Genomic DNA, 13,627 nt, shown 5'->3' with positions numbered 1-13,627 from the left:
GCGGAGCGACAGCAGATTTCACGCGGGACCTCGGGGAGGAAAGGCTGCCAGGGCTGGCAATGGAAAAAGAATATAGCTCGCTAATGATTCTTTCCAATATATTGTTCGACCTGTTTAAGAGGTTTTACGACCTAATGAGGTTTTCATGGAATTGCGCCACCTGCGTTACTTCATTGCCGTGGCTGAAGAGCTGCATTTTGGCCGCGCTGCGCAGGTGCTGGGCATTTCCCAGCCACCACTGAGCCAGCAGATCCAGGCGCTGGAGCAGGAGATTGGAGCGCGGTTATTTGAGCGTACCAATCGTCGGGTCGAGTTAAGCGAGGCGGGCAGGCTGTTCCTGCAAGAGGCGCGTTTGGTGCTGGCGCAAGTGGATAAAGCAGCGGACGTGGCGCGCCGGGCGCAGTTGGGGGAGCTGGGTGAGTTGAAAATTGGCTTCACCTCTTCTGCGCCGTTCAACTCCAGCATCCCACAGGCGATCTTCGCGTTTCGCCAGGCATTCCCGGCGGTGCATCTGAATTTGCAGGAGATGAGCAGCACGCAAGTGGCCGAGTCGCTGGTGGATGAGTCGATACAGGTGGGGCTCATGCGGCCGTTGCCATTGCCTGATTCGCTGAGTGTCGTGGAGTTGATGCGCGAGCCTTTGGTGGCCGTGCTGAACGCCGGTCATCCGTTGGTGGAGGGCAGTGAGCGCGGCTTGCACCTGGCGCAATTGGCCGAAGAACCTTTTGTGTTTTTCCCGCGGACTTACGGCAGCGGCTTATATGCCCAATTGCTGAACCTGGCGCGGGATGCCGGCTTCAGCCCGCACTTTGCACAGGAGGCAGGCGAGGCGATGACCATCATCGGCCTGGTGGCAGCGGGGTTGGGTGTTTCGGTGCTGCCGGCGTCGTATCAGCGGATCCGCATTGATGGCGTGGTTTACCGCACCTTGCTGGATCAGGAGGCGGTGACGGCGGTGTGGCTGGTGCAGCGCAAGGGCCAGCAAACGCCGATGGCCAAGGCGTTTGTGGAGCTGTTGACGCGCAAGGCGGCGGTGCAGCCGCGATCACATATCAGGTAACGGAACCTTCTTAGTGGTTTGCAGTGGATTTGCGCAGAATCGCTTCTTTCTTAAGCGAGTGACATGGATGACACTTCTCTACCAGCCGAAAGAAGGCAGTGTGCTGATTTGTGATTTTCGGGGATACGAGGTGCCGGAGATTATCAAGATCAGGCCCGTTATCGTGATACGCAAACACCGAACGAATAAGCTGTTGGTAACGGTAGTCCCGTTAAGCACTACAGCACCGCAGACGTTGCTTGAGCACCACTTGCAGCTCGAAAGCCACCTGCAGGGAGCTAATCCGGTCTGCTGGGCGAAGTGCGACATTGTTGCCACTGTCAGTCTTGGCAGGCTTGATCGAATCAAGAGTAAAGACCGGCATGGAAAACGAACTTACAAAATCGCGGAGCTTTCCAGTGAGCAGTTTTCAGCGATAAAAGCGGCGGTGCGCAGTGCGCTGGGATTGTAGCGAGGGGCCAACTGTCAAAGACAGGCGCTTTGCCACCGATTGCCGGGTGCAGGTTTTCAGGCATACTGGCCGAGTTCCCGAAAGGGGCTTGTGAGACTCTGAGGATCCTGGGCAACCAGCCATCGCAGAGCCAGGCAGGAACCGGCGATGACAAGCCAACCTGTTTGTGAAGAGGGCGCCGAAAGGCGCCCTTTGTCGTTTCTGGTATTTCAGTTTTGCTTCGAAGTCCCGGTCTGCTGGAACAACTGCGCCGCCGACCCGGTGTCACTCACCCCATTGGTGCGCAATGCCGCCAGAATGTCCCGGTCCAGCATGCTCACCCAGCGGTTGTAGTTGCGGTGAATCTTGCCGTCCTTGTAGCCCAGGTCGCGGCTGTCGCGGTAGGTGATGGCGTAGTGGGTGGCGGTGTAGCGGATGTCGATTTCAGCGTGGTACTGGTTGCGCACGTTGATCTCGGCCTGGACCAGTTGCGGGCTCAGGCGCTGAACCACCCATTCGCGTTTGTTCAAGGCCGCCACGATGGTTTGCTTCATTTTTTCTTCGTTGACCTGCGGGTTCGTCGGCAAGTCGTGCTGGGGGTTGAGCACCGGTTTGTTGGTGCAGCCAGCGGTGGTGAGCAGGGCCAAAGCGACCAGTGTTGCGCGTAGCAGGGAAGACATTCCATTTCTCCAGTCAGTAAAAAACTCACGCCCAGCGGCGGAAAATCAGCGAAGTGTTGACGCCGCCAAAAGCAAAATTGTTGTTCATCACGTAGTCGCTGTGCAGCTCGCGGAACTCACCTTGCAGGTAGTCCAACTCGCCGCAACGCGGGTCTATCTCATCGAGGTTGAAGGTGTGCACGTATTGGTCACGGTTCATCATCTCGATGCTGAACCACGACTCCAGCGCGCCACATGCGCCCAGGGTGTGCCCGAGGAAACTTTTCTGTGAACTGATGGGCATGCGGCTGCCGAACAGGCTGCTGGTGGCCAGGGTTTCGGCAATGTCACCCTGGTCGGTGGCGGTGCCATGCCCGTTCACATAGCCGATGGCATCGGGTTGCAGTCCCGCGTCCTCCAGGGCCAGCTCCATGGCGCGGCGCATGGTTTTCTGTTCGGGACGTGTGGTGTGCTGGCCGTCGGCGTTGCTGCCAAAGCCGACGATTTCGGCGTGGATATGCGCGCCACGGGCCAGTGCGTGTTCCAGTTCTTCAAGCACCAGCATGCCGCCGCCTTCGCCGATCACCAGGCCGTCGCGGCCGCTGTCATACGGGCGCGGGCTGGTCTGCGGCGCATCGTTTTTCAGGCTGGTGGCGTACAGCGCATCGAACACCATGGCTTCGGTGGGGCACAGCTCTTCAGCACCACCTGCCAACATCAGCGGCAGGCGGCCGAACTTGATGGCCTCGTAGGCGTAGCCGATGCCCTGGCTACCGCTGGTGCATGCGCTTGACGTGGGGATCAGCCGGCCGGTGAGGCCAAAGAAGATGCTGATATTTGCCGCCGTGGTGTGGGGCATCATCCGCACGTAGGAGTTGGCGTTGAGCCCCTCGGCCACCGAGTTCAGCAGCATATTGCCGAAGGCCTTGATCTCATCGGTGCTGCCGGTGGACGAGCCACAGGCCACGCCCATGCGCCCGTCCTTGATCGACTCGTCGCCGAGTAAACCTGCGTCTTTCAGCGCCTGTTCCGCCGCCCACACCGCAAGACGCGAAACCCGGCCCATGCTGCGCAGTTGCTTGCGGGTCCAGTGAGCGGGCACCACGAAATCATCAATTGGCCCGGCCAGTCGCGTGTTCAATTCGGTGAAGCGATCCCACTCGTCCATGCGCCGGATACCGCTACGGTTGGCGCGAAAGTTGGCAGCAATGGTTGCCCAGTCGCTGCCCAAAGACGTAACGCCGGCCATGCCGGTGACTACCACGCGTTTCATCAGCACAGGCCTCCATTCACGGCCAGCACCTGGCGGGTGATGTAGCCGGCCTCTGCCGACATCAGGAAGTTCACCGCCCCGGCGACTTCTTCCGGGGTGCCCATGCGCTGGGCCGGGATCATCTTCATCAACTCTTCCACGGGTACGTTTTCATCGAGCATTGCGGTGTCGATCAGCCCGGGGGCCACGCAGTTGACGGTGATCTTGCGCTTGCCCAGCTCGATGGCCAGGGCCTTGGCGGCGCCGATCAAGCCGGCCTTGGACGCGCTGTAGTTGACCTGGCCACGGTTGCCGATGAGCCCGGAGACCGAGGTAATGCACACGATGCGGCCTGCTGCGCGACGACGAATCATCGGCATCATCACCGGGTGCAATACGTTGTAGAAACCGTCGAGGTTGGTACGCATCACCACGTCCCAATCGTCTTCCGACAGTGCTGGAAACGCACCATCGCGAGTCAGCCCGGCGTTCAGCACCACGCCGTAATACGCGCCATATGCTTCCACGTCCGCTTCCAGAATTTCCTTGCAGTTGGCGCGCTCCGCCACATCAAACTGCAACACCCGCGCCTTGCGGCCAAGTGCTTCAATTTCAACCTGCACTGCATCCGCCTCGGCACGCCCGCTGCGGCAGTGCAGCACGAGGTCGTGCCCGGCCTGGGCCAGGCGCAGAGCGATGGCGCGGCCGATGCCACGGCTGGAGCCGGTAACCAATACGGATTCAGTCATGGCGTAGTGTCCTTCGATTCAGCTAAATAGTTGGCCGCCTGGGGCGGTCGAAATACGTTCAGGCGTGCACTCGCCTGGATACCGTCGCCGGTCAGGTGGCATTCGAACACACCCATGCCGTTGTCGTCTTCCAGGGAACGCAAGCCGTGAATGGTCAGCTCGGTGCCGGCGGGGAAGTGCTCTACATTGCACTCGAACTTGCGCGTGCCCAGCAGGAAGCCCAACTCCACCGCTTCGCCTTTTTGGCGGGCGCGGCAACCGGCGTAGGCGGCGACACTTTGGGCCATCAACTCAATCCCGACCCAGGCCGGCAGGCTGCCGTCGGCGCGGTTGAAAAGACCACCGGGCTTGACCGTCAGGCGGGTCTGAATCTGTTCTTCATCAAAGCTCAGGACCTGATCGATCAGGATCATGTCACCGGCGTGGGGCAGCAGTTCGGCGAGCGGCCAATTCATCATGGGGCGTCTCCGATAATCAGGCTGGCATTGTTGCCGCCGAAGGCAAACGAGTTGCTCATCAGGCAGCGTTTTTGCAGGGTGTCGCCGGGCAGCGCCCACTTCAACACAGGCAGCGCCGGGTCGGCCTGGCCATCCCAGACATGCGGGGGCACCACGCCTGCTGCAAGGCTCAACCAGCAGAACGCCGCTTCCAGTGCACCAGCCGCGCCCAGGGTGTGGCCGCTCATGGGCTTGGTCGACGAACAGGCCACGCCGTCCGGGAACAGGGCCGCGACCGCCAGGGCTTCCATGGCGTCGTTGTGTTGCGTGGCGGTGCCGTGCAGGTTCAGGTAGCCGATCTGCCCGGGCGCCAGCTTTGCACTGGCCAGGGCCTTGCGCATTGCCTGCAACGCACCCTTGCCGGTGGGCTCGGGGGCGGAAATATGGTGGGCATCACAACTGGCGCCGCTGCCCAACAGTGCGACTGGCGCGGGGGTTTTGCTCATCAGGAACAAAACCGCAGCTTCGCCGATATTGATGCCGCTACGGTTCGCCGAGAACGGGTTGCAACGCTGTGCCGACACCGCTTCCAGCGCCGAAAAACCATTGAGGGTCAGCTTGCACAGCGTGTCGACGCCACCGCAAATCACCGCATCGCATAGGCCCAGGTCCAACAGGCGCTGAGCACTCATCAGCGCCCGCGCGCTGGAGGTGCAGGCGGTGGAAATCACATAGGTCGGGCCGCTCAGTTGCAGCCAATCGGCAAGGAAGTTGGCGGGGGCGCCGAGTTCCTGTTGCTGGTAATCGTACGTGGCGGGAAATTGCTGGTTCTGCAAGTAATCGGCGATGCCGCGACTGGCTTCGTCGATGCCCGACGTACTGGTGCCGAGCACGATGCCAATGCGGGAGGCGCCGAAGGCCTGGATCGCCTGGCGGATCTCGTCGTCAATTTGCAACGCCGCTTCCAGCAACAGCTGGTTATTGCGGCTGCGATGGGGCTCCAGCCCAGGCGGGATGGCCGCCAGTTCACCGTGCACACCGGCCACCGGCAACACCCGCTCCGGCACCCAGCCGCTTTCGGCGCGCATGCCGCAGCAGTCGCCGGCAAACAGGCTGCGGCTGACGGCTTGCTTGTCGCGGCCCAGGGCGCAGATCACGCCAAGGGCATTGAGGTAAGCGGTCATCGGGCGGCCTCAAGCGGCGAGATGCGGTAGCTCAGGTGCTGCCCCATCACGTCCACGCGAAACACCAGCGAGGAGTGATAGGTGATCTTCCAGTGGGCCGGCAGGGTGCGGGTCAGGTCCAGTTCCTGAGTGCCGGGATACAGTGCAGAGACTTCATCCGCCGAAGTCAGGGCAAACAACAGCGCGGCAAACAGCTCCCGTGCCTGGGGATTGGGCGGCAGCAGACCGTCGGCCTGCCAGGCGCCGTTGGTCAGCATCTGCCGGGCCTGGGGAATGCCCAGCGGGTCCATCATCGACCAGCGGATCCCGCCGGCTTCGCGCTGGATCACCAGCAACCAGTCCTGACGCTGGCCGTCTTGCTCGCGCTGCACATGCAATTGCAACGGCAGGCTCAACACCGGGTTTTTTGACGGCAACGGTGGCTGGCTGGCGCACGCGCCCAGCAGCAACAGGCAGCCGATCAACAGCATTCGGATCATGTTCCAGTGCTCGCCAGGGGTTTGCGCGCAACCACGTTGACCAGGGTTTCTTCGCGCTGGCCCGCAGGTTTCGGCTGGCGCAGGCCCCAGCGCTCAAGCAGGCCGAAATCGGTGGCGCGGCTCCACCACAGGTACGGGTACGAAACGTTCTGCGGGCCGAACTCAAAGCCCTGCTCGCGAATCATCTCAAGGTACTCTTCTGCGCTTTTTTGCACATGCATCGGGTGACGGAACAACCAACGAATGACCCAGGTGTCGATGTAGGCTTCGGTGGACTCGGCAAACAGCAAATAGCCGCCTGGCTTGAGCACCCGATAGAACTCTTTCAGGGCACGATGCTGTTCCACCAGGTGATGGAAGGTCTGGTGACAGAACAGTACGTCAACGCTGGCGTCGGCCACATCGAGGGTGGCGCAATCACTGCCGATCAACTCGATGGCGATGCCCTGGCGTGCGGCTTCGGCGCGGCTCAGGTCGAGGCTGTGCGGGTCGGCGTCGAGGCCGACCAGGCGCTCGGGGGCGAACGTTTGCTGCAAGTACTGGAACGATTTGCCCTGGCCACAGCCAGCGTCCAGCAGCACCGGCGCAACCGGCAGCGGATCGCTGAACAGGCTGCGCAAGTCGTTGATCGCCACGCGCAGTACATGGTGCTGCCAGGTGTGGCTGCGCAGGAACCAGAAGCCGAATTTGGTTTCCTCGACGTAGTTTTTACTCAGGTATTGGCTGCTCATTTCATCTTCCTTGTCCCGGACGGGCTGGCCCACGGCGCCAGCATGAAGCTGAACGCCAGCCCCAGGCTCACCGACAGCCCAAAATTACTCACCGCCGGTGTGCTGGAAACCGCCAGCAGGCCGAACGATAGCCAAGTGGTCACGGCCGCCAACAGTGTGCCCAACAGGCTCACGGCGGCGCCGCCAATTTGTTCACGCATCAGGATCGCGTAGTCGACGCTGATGGCGGTCACCAGCAGCAGGCCGAACAGGCTGAACAGCGTCAAAGGCTGCCCCAGCCAACCAAGGCTGGCCAGGCTGCACAGCGCCGCCAGCAACGGCAGCGCAACGATGCGCAGGGCGCCGCCGAAGCCGAACGGCAGGATCAGCAACAGTACGATCAACACGCACGACATTAACTTCAATTCGGCGGCGCTGATTTGCGTCGCGGCAAACACCTGGTTCAAGTCGCCCAAACGGTCTACTAACTGCACCCCGGGCAAATCCAGGGCTTGCACTTGCAGCAACGCCGGGTTGTTCAAGCCTTGCAGGCTGACCATCGCCGCCACGCCGCCGTCGACATTCCCCAGCCACAGCGCGCGCCACGGTTCAGCCAGCGGGCCGACCAGTGCGGCATCGATGTCTTCGGTGGGCAGGGCTTGCAACTGGGTCAGTTCGGCTTGCAGCGCTGTGGCAGGCACGCCGAGGTCCAGCAGCGGCTGCCAGTACCGCGGCAACTGGTTCAGGGCTTCACGCAGTTGCTGTTGCTCGGCCGGTGTACTGACCAGTTGGTTGAGCGCCAGGTAACCCTGGAGTTTGTCCATGTTCACCAGCTGATCCAGGCGCTGGCTCAGGGCCGCCTGGCGCTCGAGCAACTGCTGCTGATTGTCCGCCCGCACCAGGAAGAACTGGCTGGTGGGCTGAAACCCGGTAATCCGTGCAACGGCCTGGGCTTGCTGCAGTAACTGTGGTGGTGCACCGATCCATTGGCGGATATCGTTTTTGCTGGTCAATTGCCACAGTCCACCGCCGCAAAACACCAGCACCAATACCAGCAACACCGGGCTCGGCAGGCGCTTGAGCAGCGACTCGCGCACGCTCAACAAAAACTCGGCAATGCGCAGCGGCCATTGGGCCGGGCGCAACTCGACACCCTTGAGCAAGGCCGGCAACAGGCACACCGCCGACAGGTAGGCGCCCACCAAACCTGCCGCCGAGAACACCGCGATTTGCGTCAATGCCGGGAACGGCGTCCACGCCAGCGCCAGGTAGCCGATGCAACTGGTGGCCAGGCTCAGACTCATGCCCGGCAAGGTCAGGCGCAAGGCCGGCCAACTGCGCCAAGGGCTCATGCTCCAGCTCTTGGACAGGTAGTGCAGAGGGTAATCCACCGCCACGCCGATCAGGCTCGAGCCCAACACCAGCGTGATCACATGCATATGCCCAAACAGCGCCACACAGGCCACCGCGCCAAACAGCATGCCCACCAGCACTGGCACAAACGCCAGCAATACCCGCCAGCGCCGGAAGGCCAGCAACAGCAACAACAAGATGCCGATCGTGGCGCCGCCGCCAACCCAGGTGATTTCCCGCGTCGCCTGTTGCTGGCCATTGGCTGCGTACAACAGGCCGCTGGCGGCGAGCAATTGCGCGCCTTGCTGATCGGCCTGTTCGCGGCTGGCCTTGAGCAGTTCGGCCACTTGCAGCGGCAGTTTCATGTCGAAGGCATTGCCGGTGGTGCGCGCCCGCAGCAGCACCCAGCTTTTGCCGTCGGCATCGGCGATCAACGCGCCGCTGCCAATATCCAGTTGCACCGAACCGTGCTGCGGCTGGCTGTTCTGGATGCGCCCGGTGAGGCCCAGCCAATCGTCCTGGCTGGGCACCAGGCTGAAGCCGCTGAAGGGATCGAACAGCGCTTGCACGCGTTGCTGGATAAACGCCTGCGGCTCGTCGATCAACTGCTCGCGGTCCTTGGTCGAGAGCATCGCCAGCCGGCCTTGCAGCAACTGCTGACGCAGGGCCGGCAGGTCGGCTTGCAGGTTCCACTGAACCTTCTCAAACAGGCCGCTGGCTTGCCAGCGCTCGCCCAATTGCTGGGCCATGGCCACGGCTGTTTGCCGGTCGGCATGGCCCACCAGCACCAATATTTCGCGGTTCAGCGGTTCCTGCATGCGTTGTTCGGCGCGCAGCTCCAAGGCGTCTGGCGCGGTGCCCGGCACCAGCTCCATCAGGTTCGCCGACAGCGGCGCGCCATCGCGCCATTGCCAACCCGCCAGGGCCAACACGGCCACCAGCAGGATCAGGAACAGGCGCGGCAACCAGCGTTCACTCGGCAAAATCGTGTTGCTCCGCGTCGCTCAAGGGCTGGCTGCTGGTGCTGTCCTGCATGCGCAGTACGGTGCTGTCGCCCTGGGTTTCCAGCAGCTCGATTTTTTGCACCCGCTCGCCGCCGTCGATATTGATCTGGGTGAACACTTGCTTGAGCAGCAGCGAGCGCGGGATCAACGTGAGTTTCCACTGCTCGGCTTCGCCCTGCAGTTGCAGCTCAAAGTCACGCTGCAAGCCGCTGCTGTCACCCTGCAGCACGGCAAGGAACAACCGATTCTGCTCGGCGCCGGCGCTCTTGTTCGGCAGCAATTGCCAGCCGTTGGCGTCACGCCGGGCAATGCCGTTGGCGCTGATGCGGTAGTCCTGTTGCAGCGGGGTTTTCAGCAGCCACAGCAGGCCGTGGTCCTTGGCCAGGACGAAGGTGCCCTTGCTGACCAGCGGTTGCGGCAGGGCGCGCAGGTGTTTTTCCTGGATGAAGTTGCCGTGGATTACCGACGGTTTTGCAAGCTGATCGCTGAGTTGTTGCAGGTCGAAGGCGTGGGCCAGGCCTGGAATGCATAACAACAGGATTAGCGCGGTCCTTGTGGGAGCGAGCTTGCTCGCGAAGAACCTGAGGGCGCCGAGAAGTGTCAGGCGTCTCGCGTTATCGTTGACGACCATCGCGGGCAAGCCCGCTCCCACAGGGTTGTGTGTCATGACAGCGCCCTCTCGACTGCGTCGACAAATACCTTTGGCGACGCCAGCTGCATTTCACGGCTGGCAATCTCCACCGCCACTTGCACGGTGCTGGCGCGGGTCAGGCGCTCGCCGGTGGCCTTGTCGCTGATCAGGTAATTGACCTTCAAGCGGTTCTCCCACTCCACCAGGCTGGCGCGCACCGTGATGGTCTGGCCGAAGGTCGCGCCGCGCACATAACGCAGTTGCATGTCGATCACCGGCCAGGCATAGCCCGCTTCCAGCATCGCCGTGTAGTTGTGGCCGAGCGTGTCCAGCAAGGCGCAGCGGGCAACTTCCAGGTACTTCACGTAGTGCCCGTGCCACACCACGTTCATGGTGTCGATATCAAAAAACGGCACGAGGATTTCAGTGTCGCAGTGCAACACGCCGGGGCTACGCATGCAGCCTCCAGTGTTGCTCGGCGATGCGTTTGAGGCACAGGCGCAGTTCGCCTTCCAGAGCGCGGTCTTCGATGACTGGCGGGAAGTCCTTGGCCAGCTCTGCGTGCATGGCGGCCAGCGCCGGTGGCAGTGGGCGCGCGTCTTCAGCCTGGGCCCGCAGCCATACACCCTGGTTGGCGGCCAGCAAGGTGGCAGCGGCGACTTGCTCGGTCAGCTCCAGCACGCGAATTGCATCGCGGGCGGCGATGGTGCCCATGCTGACCTTGTCCTGGTTATGGCACTCGGTGGAGCGCGAGAACACGCTGGCCGGCATGGTGTTCTTCAGCGCTTCGGCGGTCCAGGCGCTGGTGCCGATCTGCACCGCCTTGAAACCGTGGTTGATCATCGCCCGCTCGGCTGGCGCGCCCGACAAATTGCTCGGCAGGCCGTGGTTGTAGCGCACGTCCACCAGCAGCGCGAGCTGACGGTCCAGCAGGTCGGCGACGTTAGCCACCAGGGTCTTGAGGCTGTCCATGGCGAAGGCAATGTGGCCGCCGTAGAAGTGACCGCCGTGCAGCACGCGTTCTTCTTCGGCGTCGATGATCGGGTTGTCGTTGGCGCTGTTGAGTTCGATCTCGATAAATGAACGCAGCCAGTTCAGGCTGTCGGCCAGCACGCCCAAAACGTGGGGCGCACAGCGCAGCGAGTAACGGTCTTGCAGGCGGTGCAGCGGCGCGGTCGGTGCGTCGATCGCCAAGTCCTTGCGCAACCAGGCGGCGACTTGCATCTGCCCCGGGTGCGGCTTGGCGGCGAACAGGCGCTCGTCGAAATGCTCCGGGTTGCCTTGCAGCGCCACCACGTTAAGCGCGGTGATGCGCGTGGCCAGTTGCAGCAGGTAGTCGGCACGGGCGAAAGCCAGGCAGGCGAGGCCGGTCATCACGGCGGTGCCGTTCATGAGTGCCAGGGCTTCTTTCGGGCGCAGCACCAATGGGTCCCAACCCAGTTCTCGGTGCACGTCGGCAGCCTGGCGACGTTCGCCACGGAACATCACTTCGCGCTCGCCAGACAGGGTCGCGGCTACGTAGGACAGCGGCGTCAAATCACCGCTGGCGCCCACCGAGCCTTCTTCCGGAATCAGCGGCAGCACGTCGAATTCGAGAAACGCATGCAGGCGCTCCAGCAACTCCACGCGCACCCCCGACACGCCGTGGCACAGCGACTGCAAGCGCGCCGCCAGCACCGCGCGGGTGGCTTGGGCATCCAGCAACTTGCCCAGGCCGCAGCCGTGGAACGTGTAGAGGTGACGCGGCAGTGCTTCGACGTGCTGCAACGGCACCGCCACCACGCACGAGTCGCCGTAGCCGGTGGTCACGCCGTAGATCACGCCTTCCTTGTCCAGCAACGAATCCAGGAACTGCGCGCCCTTGGCGATGCGCTGGCGGTACTGGGCATCAGCTTGCAGTTGAGTCGGCGCTTGACGGTTGGCCAGTGCCAATACGTCTTCGATGCGCAGGGGGAGTTCGCCGAAGGTTACCGGCTCAAGATGCGTCGTCATCGGTCTTCCAGAAAGGGTAAAAGTTGAACCATTGTTGGGGCGCTTCCAGGCAGAACTGGCCCAGGCGCTCGGCGTAGCGGGCGGTCCATTGTGCGATCACCTGCTGGCGGTCGCTGCGTTTCCATTCGATCAGTTGGGCGAACGGCTCGATGATCAGGCGATAGCGGCCTTGATGCTTCAGGCACATCAGCAAGTTGACCGGGCATTTCAGCAAGCCGGCCAGCAGCCACGGGCCTTGGGGGAAGGCGGCGTCATGGCCGAGGAAAGCCACCCGCACTGTGCGCCCGCCGTGCAGCGGTACACGGTCGCCGGCAATCGCCAGCCACTCGCCGGCGTCGAGGCGCTGACTGAGCAGCATCATCACCGCAGCGTCCAGTTCGCTGACCTGGATCAGGCGCAAATTGGTCGCGCCGGCCTCGCCCAGAATCCGGTTGAAGCGTTCGGCGTGCTTGGTGTGCACCAGCACGTTCATCGTGACCTTTTCGCCCAGCTCGGCGAGGGCGCGGCACACCTCAAGGTTGCCCAGGTGCGCGCCTACCAGCATCTGCCCGCGTTCGCTGCGTAGCTGGCTGCGCAGGTGTGCCGGGTCGATGATTTCAATCTGTTCCAGGCGCAGTTTGCCGTTCCATACGTCGAGCTTGTCCAGCAGGGCGTCGGCGAATGCCATGAACTGCCCGAAGACTCTTCGGTGGGTAGGGCGCAGGTCATCGCGCTGGCTCCAGTCGGCCAGGCGTTGCTGGTACTGCCAGGCGCTTTGGCGGGCCGTGCGGCCGAACAGGAAGAAGTACAACACGATGCTGTACAGCAGCGGGCTCAACAGCCTGCGCCCGAGGACCTTGGCGGCGAGTGCGGTGAATTTCATCAGCCAGAAGCTGCCGCGCTCTTTGCGGTCGGCCCAGTGCTTGGTGTCCTGGGTCATGCCTGCCACCGGCGCCAGAGGATCATCGGCGCGCGCACCAACATGCCGAAGAACAGCCGGGTGTGCATCGAGGAAATCAGCGCGTTGTCGTGCACCAGGCGAAAGTGCGACAGGCCGTCGGTGGGGTAATGCACCTTGGTCGGCAGCCAACGCATCGGCTGGTTGCGCCAAGCCAGGCGCACCAAAATGTCGGAGTCGAAATCCATGCGTTTGCCGATGTTGGCCGAGTCCATCAGGGCCAGGGTCGGTGGCAGTGGGTACACGCGAAAGCCGCACATTGAGTCGCGGATCTGCAGCGACAAGGTGTTGATCCACACCCACACGTGGGTCAGGTAGCGCGCATAAAGGCGGCCCTTGGGCACACTGTCGTCGTACTCCGGGTAGCCGCAGATTACGGCGTTCGGGTGGGTGCGCGAGGCGTCGAGGAAGGTGCCGACTTCCCGCAGGTCGTGCTGGCCGTCGGCGTCCACTTGCAGGGCGTGGGTGAAGCCCAGGCGCGCCGCTTCGCGAAAACCGGCCATGACGGCGGCGCCCTTGCCCTGGTTGGTGGGCAGGGTCAGCAGGGACACGTTGTCCAGGGTGGCCAGTTGCGCGAGCACGGCGGCGCAGGCGGGGCTGCTGCCGTCGTCTACCAGCAGGCAGGGCAAGCCGCTGTCGAGCACGGTACGCACCACGGCGGGCACGGCGGCCTCGTGGTTGTAGACCGGGATCAGGGCGCAGGGGTTATGCATAACAGGTACCCCATTGGCAGAAGCGCTGTGCGTGGCG

The 13,627-nt window shown here is 62.8% G+C and carries 15 protein-coding genes; 2 read left to right on the top strand and 13 right to left on the bottom strand.

Going from position 1 to position 13,627, the window contains the following annotated elements:
* Positions 1-145: 145 nt before the first annotated feature.
* Together ACZRN6_RS07195 and ACZRN6_RS07190 are read left to right on the top strand one after the other, a co-directional pair.
* Positions 146-1,060 carry a LysR family transcriptional regulator gene (locus ACZRN6_RS07195; protein WP_464007573.1) on the top strand — a complete coding sequence of 305 codons (915 nt, stop codon included), beginning with the start codon at positions 146-148 and terminating at the stop codon, positions 1,058-1,060.
* Positions 1,061-1,127: 67 nt separating this feature from the next.
* Positions 1,128-1,511: a type II toxin-antitoxin system PemK/MazF family toxin gene (locus tag ACZRN6_RS07190; RefSeq protein WP_322142906.1), complete on the top strand. Its 384-nt coding sequence runs from the start codon at positions 1,128-1,130 to the stop codon at positions 1,509-1,511.
* A 209-nt stretch (positions 1,512-1,720) separates the two neighbouring features.
* Here ACZRN6_RS07190 and ACZRN6_RS07185 read toward each other — a convergent pair whose 3' ends face one another.
* From ACZRN6_RS07185 to ACZRN6_RS07125, 13 genes are read right to left on the bottom strand one after another with little or no spacing between them, the layout of a single operon-like run.
* Complete coding sequence (locus ACZRN6_RS07185) at positions 1,721-2,170, bottom strand: hypothetical protein (protein WP_322142907.1); 450 nt, start codon at positions 2,168-2,170, stop codon at positions 1,721-1,723.
* A 25-nt stretch (positions 2,171-2,195) separates the two neighbouring features.
* On the bottom strand, positions 2,196-3,422 hold the full coding sequence (locus tag ACZRN6_RS07180) for a beta-ketoacyl-ACP synthase (protein ID WP_464007572.1): 1,227 nt from the start codon (positions 3,420-3,422) through the stop codon (positions 2,196-2,198).
* A complete protein-coding gene (fabG, locus tag ACZRN6_RS07175) occupies positions 3,422-4,150 on the bottom strand; it encodes a 3-oxoacyl-ACP reductase FabG (protein WP_464007571.1) in 729 nt (242 codons plus the stop codon). Before fabG ends, ACZRN6_RS07180 begins: the two co-directional genes overlap by 1 nt.
* The gene (locus tag ACZRN6_RS07170) at positions 4,147-4,608 is read right to left on the bottom strand and encodes a hotdog family protein (RefSeq protein ID WP_322142910.1); all 462 of its coding nucleotides are present in this window, start codon (positions 4,606-4,608) and stop codon (positions 4,147-4,149) included. The genes fabG and ACZRN6_RS07170 overlap by 4 nt, the downstream gene beginning before the upstream one ends.
* On the bottom strand, positions 4,605-5,771 hold the full coding sequence (locus ACZRN6_RS07165) for a beta-ketoacyl-[acyl-carrier-protein] synthase family protein (RefSeq protein WP_464007570.1): 1,167 nt from the start codon (positions 5,769-5,771) through the stop codon (positions 4,605-4,607). The genes ACZRN6_RS07170 and ACZRN6_RS07165 overlap by 4 nt, the downstream gene beginning before the upstream one ends.
* Positions 5,768-6,250: a hypothetical protein gene (locus tag ACZRN6_RS07160; RefSeq protein ID WP_464007569.1), complete on the bottom strand. Its 483-nt coding sequence runs from the start codon at positions 6,248-6,250 to the stop codon at positions 5,768-5,770. The genes ACZRN6_RS07165 and ACZRN6_RS07160 overlap by 4 nt, the downstream gene beginning before the upstream one ends.
* Positions 6,247-6,981: a class I SAM-dependent methyltransferase gene (locus tag ACZRN6_RS07155; protein ID WP_464007568.1), complete on the bottom strand. Its 735-nt coding sequence runs from the start codon at positions 6,979-6,981 to the stop codon at positions 6,247-6,249. Before ACZRN6_RS07155 ends, ACZRN6_RS07160 begins: the two co-directional genes overlap by 4 nt.
* Entirely contained in the window at positions 6,978-9,296 is a 2,319-nt protein-coding gene (locus ACZRN6_RS07150; RefSeq protein WP_464007567.1) for an MMPL family transporter, read from the bottom strand. The genes ACZRN6_RS07155 and ACZRN6_RS07150 overlap by 4 nt, the downstream gene beginning before the upstream one ends.
* Positions 9,286-9,984, bottom strand: a complete 699-nt coding sequence (locus tag ACZRN6_RS07145; protein ID WP_464007566.1) for an outer membrane lipoprotein carrier protein LolA — start codon at positions 9,982-9,984, stop codon at positions 9,286-9,288. Before ACZRN6_RS07145 ends, ACZRN6_RS07150 begins: the two co-directional genes overlap by 11 nt.
* Positions 9,981-10,406 (bottom strand): acyl-CoA thioesterase, encoded by a 426-nt coding sequence (locus tag ACZRN6_RS07140; protein ID WP_322142916.1) that lies wholly within the window; start codon positions 10,404-10,406, stop codon positions 9,981-9,983. The genes ACZRN6_RS07145 and ACZRN6_RS07140 overlap by 4 nt, the downstream gene beginning before the upstream one ends.
* Positions 10,399-11,940, bottom strand: a complete 1,542-nt coding sequence (locus tag ACZRN6_RS07135; protein ID WP_322142917.1) for an HAL/PAL/TAL family ammonia-lyase — start codon at positions 11,938-11,940, stop codon at positions 10,399-10,401. Before ACZRN6_RS07135 ends, ACZRN6_RS07140 begins: the two co-directional genes overlap by 8 nt.
* Positions 11,924-12,859, bottom strand: a complete 936-nt coding sequence (locus ACZRN6_RS07130) for an LpxL/LpxP family acyltransferase (RefSeq protein WP_464007565.1) — start codon at positions 12,857-12,859, stop codon at positions 11,924-11,926. Before ACZRN6_RS07130 ends, ACZRN6_RS07135 begins: the two co-directional genes overlap by 17 nt.
* On the bottom strand, positions 12,856-13,590 hold the full coding sequence (locus ACZRN6_RS07125) for a glycosyltransferase family 2 protein (protein ID WP_464007564.1): 735 nt from the start codon (positions 13,588-13,590) through the stop codon (positions 12,856-12,858). Before ACZRN6_RS07125 ends, ACZRN6_RS07130 begins: the two co-directional genes overlap by 4 nt.
* Positions 13,591-13,627: the final 37 nt, after the last annotated feature.

This window comes from Pseudomonas sp. A125, from assembly GCF_055409485.1.
This window is presented reverse-complemented; position numbering and strand designations above follow the sequence as displayed.

What these genes read in the sequence shown, in the direction of transcription:
- ACZRN6_RS07195 (WP_464007573.1), top strand. Translation starts at nt 146, where the DNA reads ATGGAATTGCGCCACCTGCGTTACTTCATTGCCGTGGCTGAAGAGCTG.
- ACZRN6_RS07190 (WP_322142906.1), top strand. Translation starts at nt 1,128, where the DNA reads ATGACACTTCTCTACCAGCCGAAAGAAGGCAGTGTGCTGATTTGTGAT.
- ACZRN6_RS07185 (WP_322142907.1), bottom strand. Translation starts at nt 2,170, where the DNA reads ATGTCTTCCCTGCTACGCGCAACACTGGTCGCTTTGGCCCTGCTCACC.
- ACZRN6_RS07180 (WP_464007572.1), bottom strand. Translation starts at nt 3,422, where the DNA reads ATGAAACGCGTGGTAGTCACCGGCATGGCCGGCGTTACGTCTTTGGGC.
- fabG (WP_464007571.1), bottom strand. Translation starts at nt 4,150, where the DNA reads ATGACTGAATCCGTATTGGTTACCGGCTCCAGCCGTGGCATCGGCCGC.
- ACZRN6_RS07170 (WP_322142910.1), bottom strand. Translation starts at nt 4,608, where the DNA reads ATGATGAATTGGCCGCTCGCCGAACTGCTGCCCCACGCCGGTGACATG.
- ACZRN6_RS07165 (WP_464007570.1), bottom strand. Translation starts at nt 5,771, where the DNA reads ATGACCGCTTACCTCAATGCCCTTGGCGTGATCTGCGCCCTGGGCCGC.
- ACZRN6_RS07160 (WP_464007569.1), bottom strand. Translation starts at nt 6,250, where the DNA reads ATGATCCGAATGCTGTTGATCGGCTGCCTGTTGCTGCTGGGCGCGTGC.
- ACZRN6_RS07155 (WP_464007568.1), bottom strand. Translation starts at nt 6,981, where the DNA reads ATGAGCAGCCAATACCTGAGTAAAAACTACGTCGAGGAAACCAAATTC.
- ACZRN6_RS07145 (WP_464007566.1), bottom strand. Translation starts at nt 9,984, where the DNA reads ATGACACACAACCCTGTGGGAGCGGGCTTGCCCGCGATGGTCGTCAAC.
- ACZRN6_RS07140 (WP_322142916.1), bottom strand. Translation starts at nt 10,406, where the DNA reads ATGCGTAGCCCCGGCGTGTTGCACTGCGACACTGAAATCCTCGTGCCG.
- ACZRN6_RS07135 (WP_322142917.1), bottom strand. Translation starts at nt 11,940, where the DNA reads ATGACGACGCATCTTGAGCCGGTAACCTTCGGCGAACTCCCCCTGCGC.
- ACZRN6_RS07130 (WP_464007565.1), bottom strand. Translation starts at nt 12,859, where the DNA reads ATGACCCAGGACACCAAGCACTGGGCCGACCGCAAAGAGCGCGGCAGC.
- ACZRN6_RS07125 (WP_464007564.1), bottom strand. Translation starts at nt 13,590, where the DNA reads ATGCATAACCCCTGCGCCCTGATCCCGGTCTACAACCACGAGGCCGCC.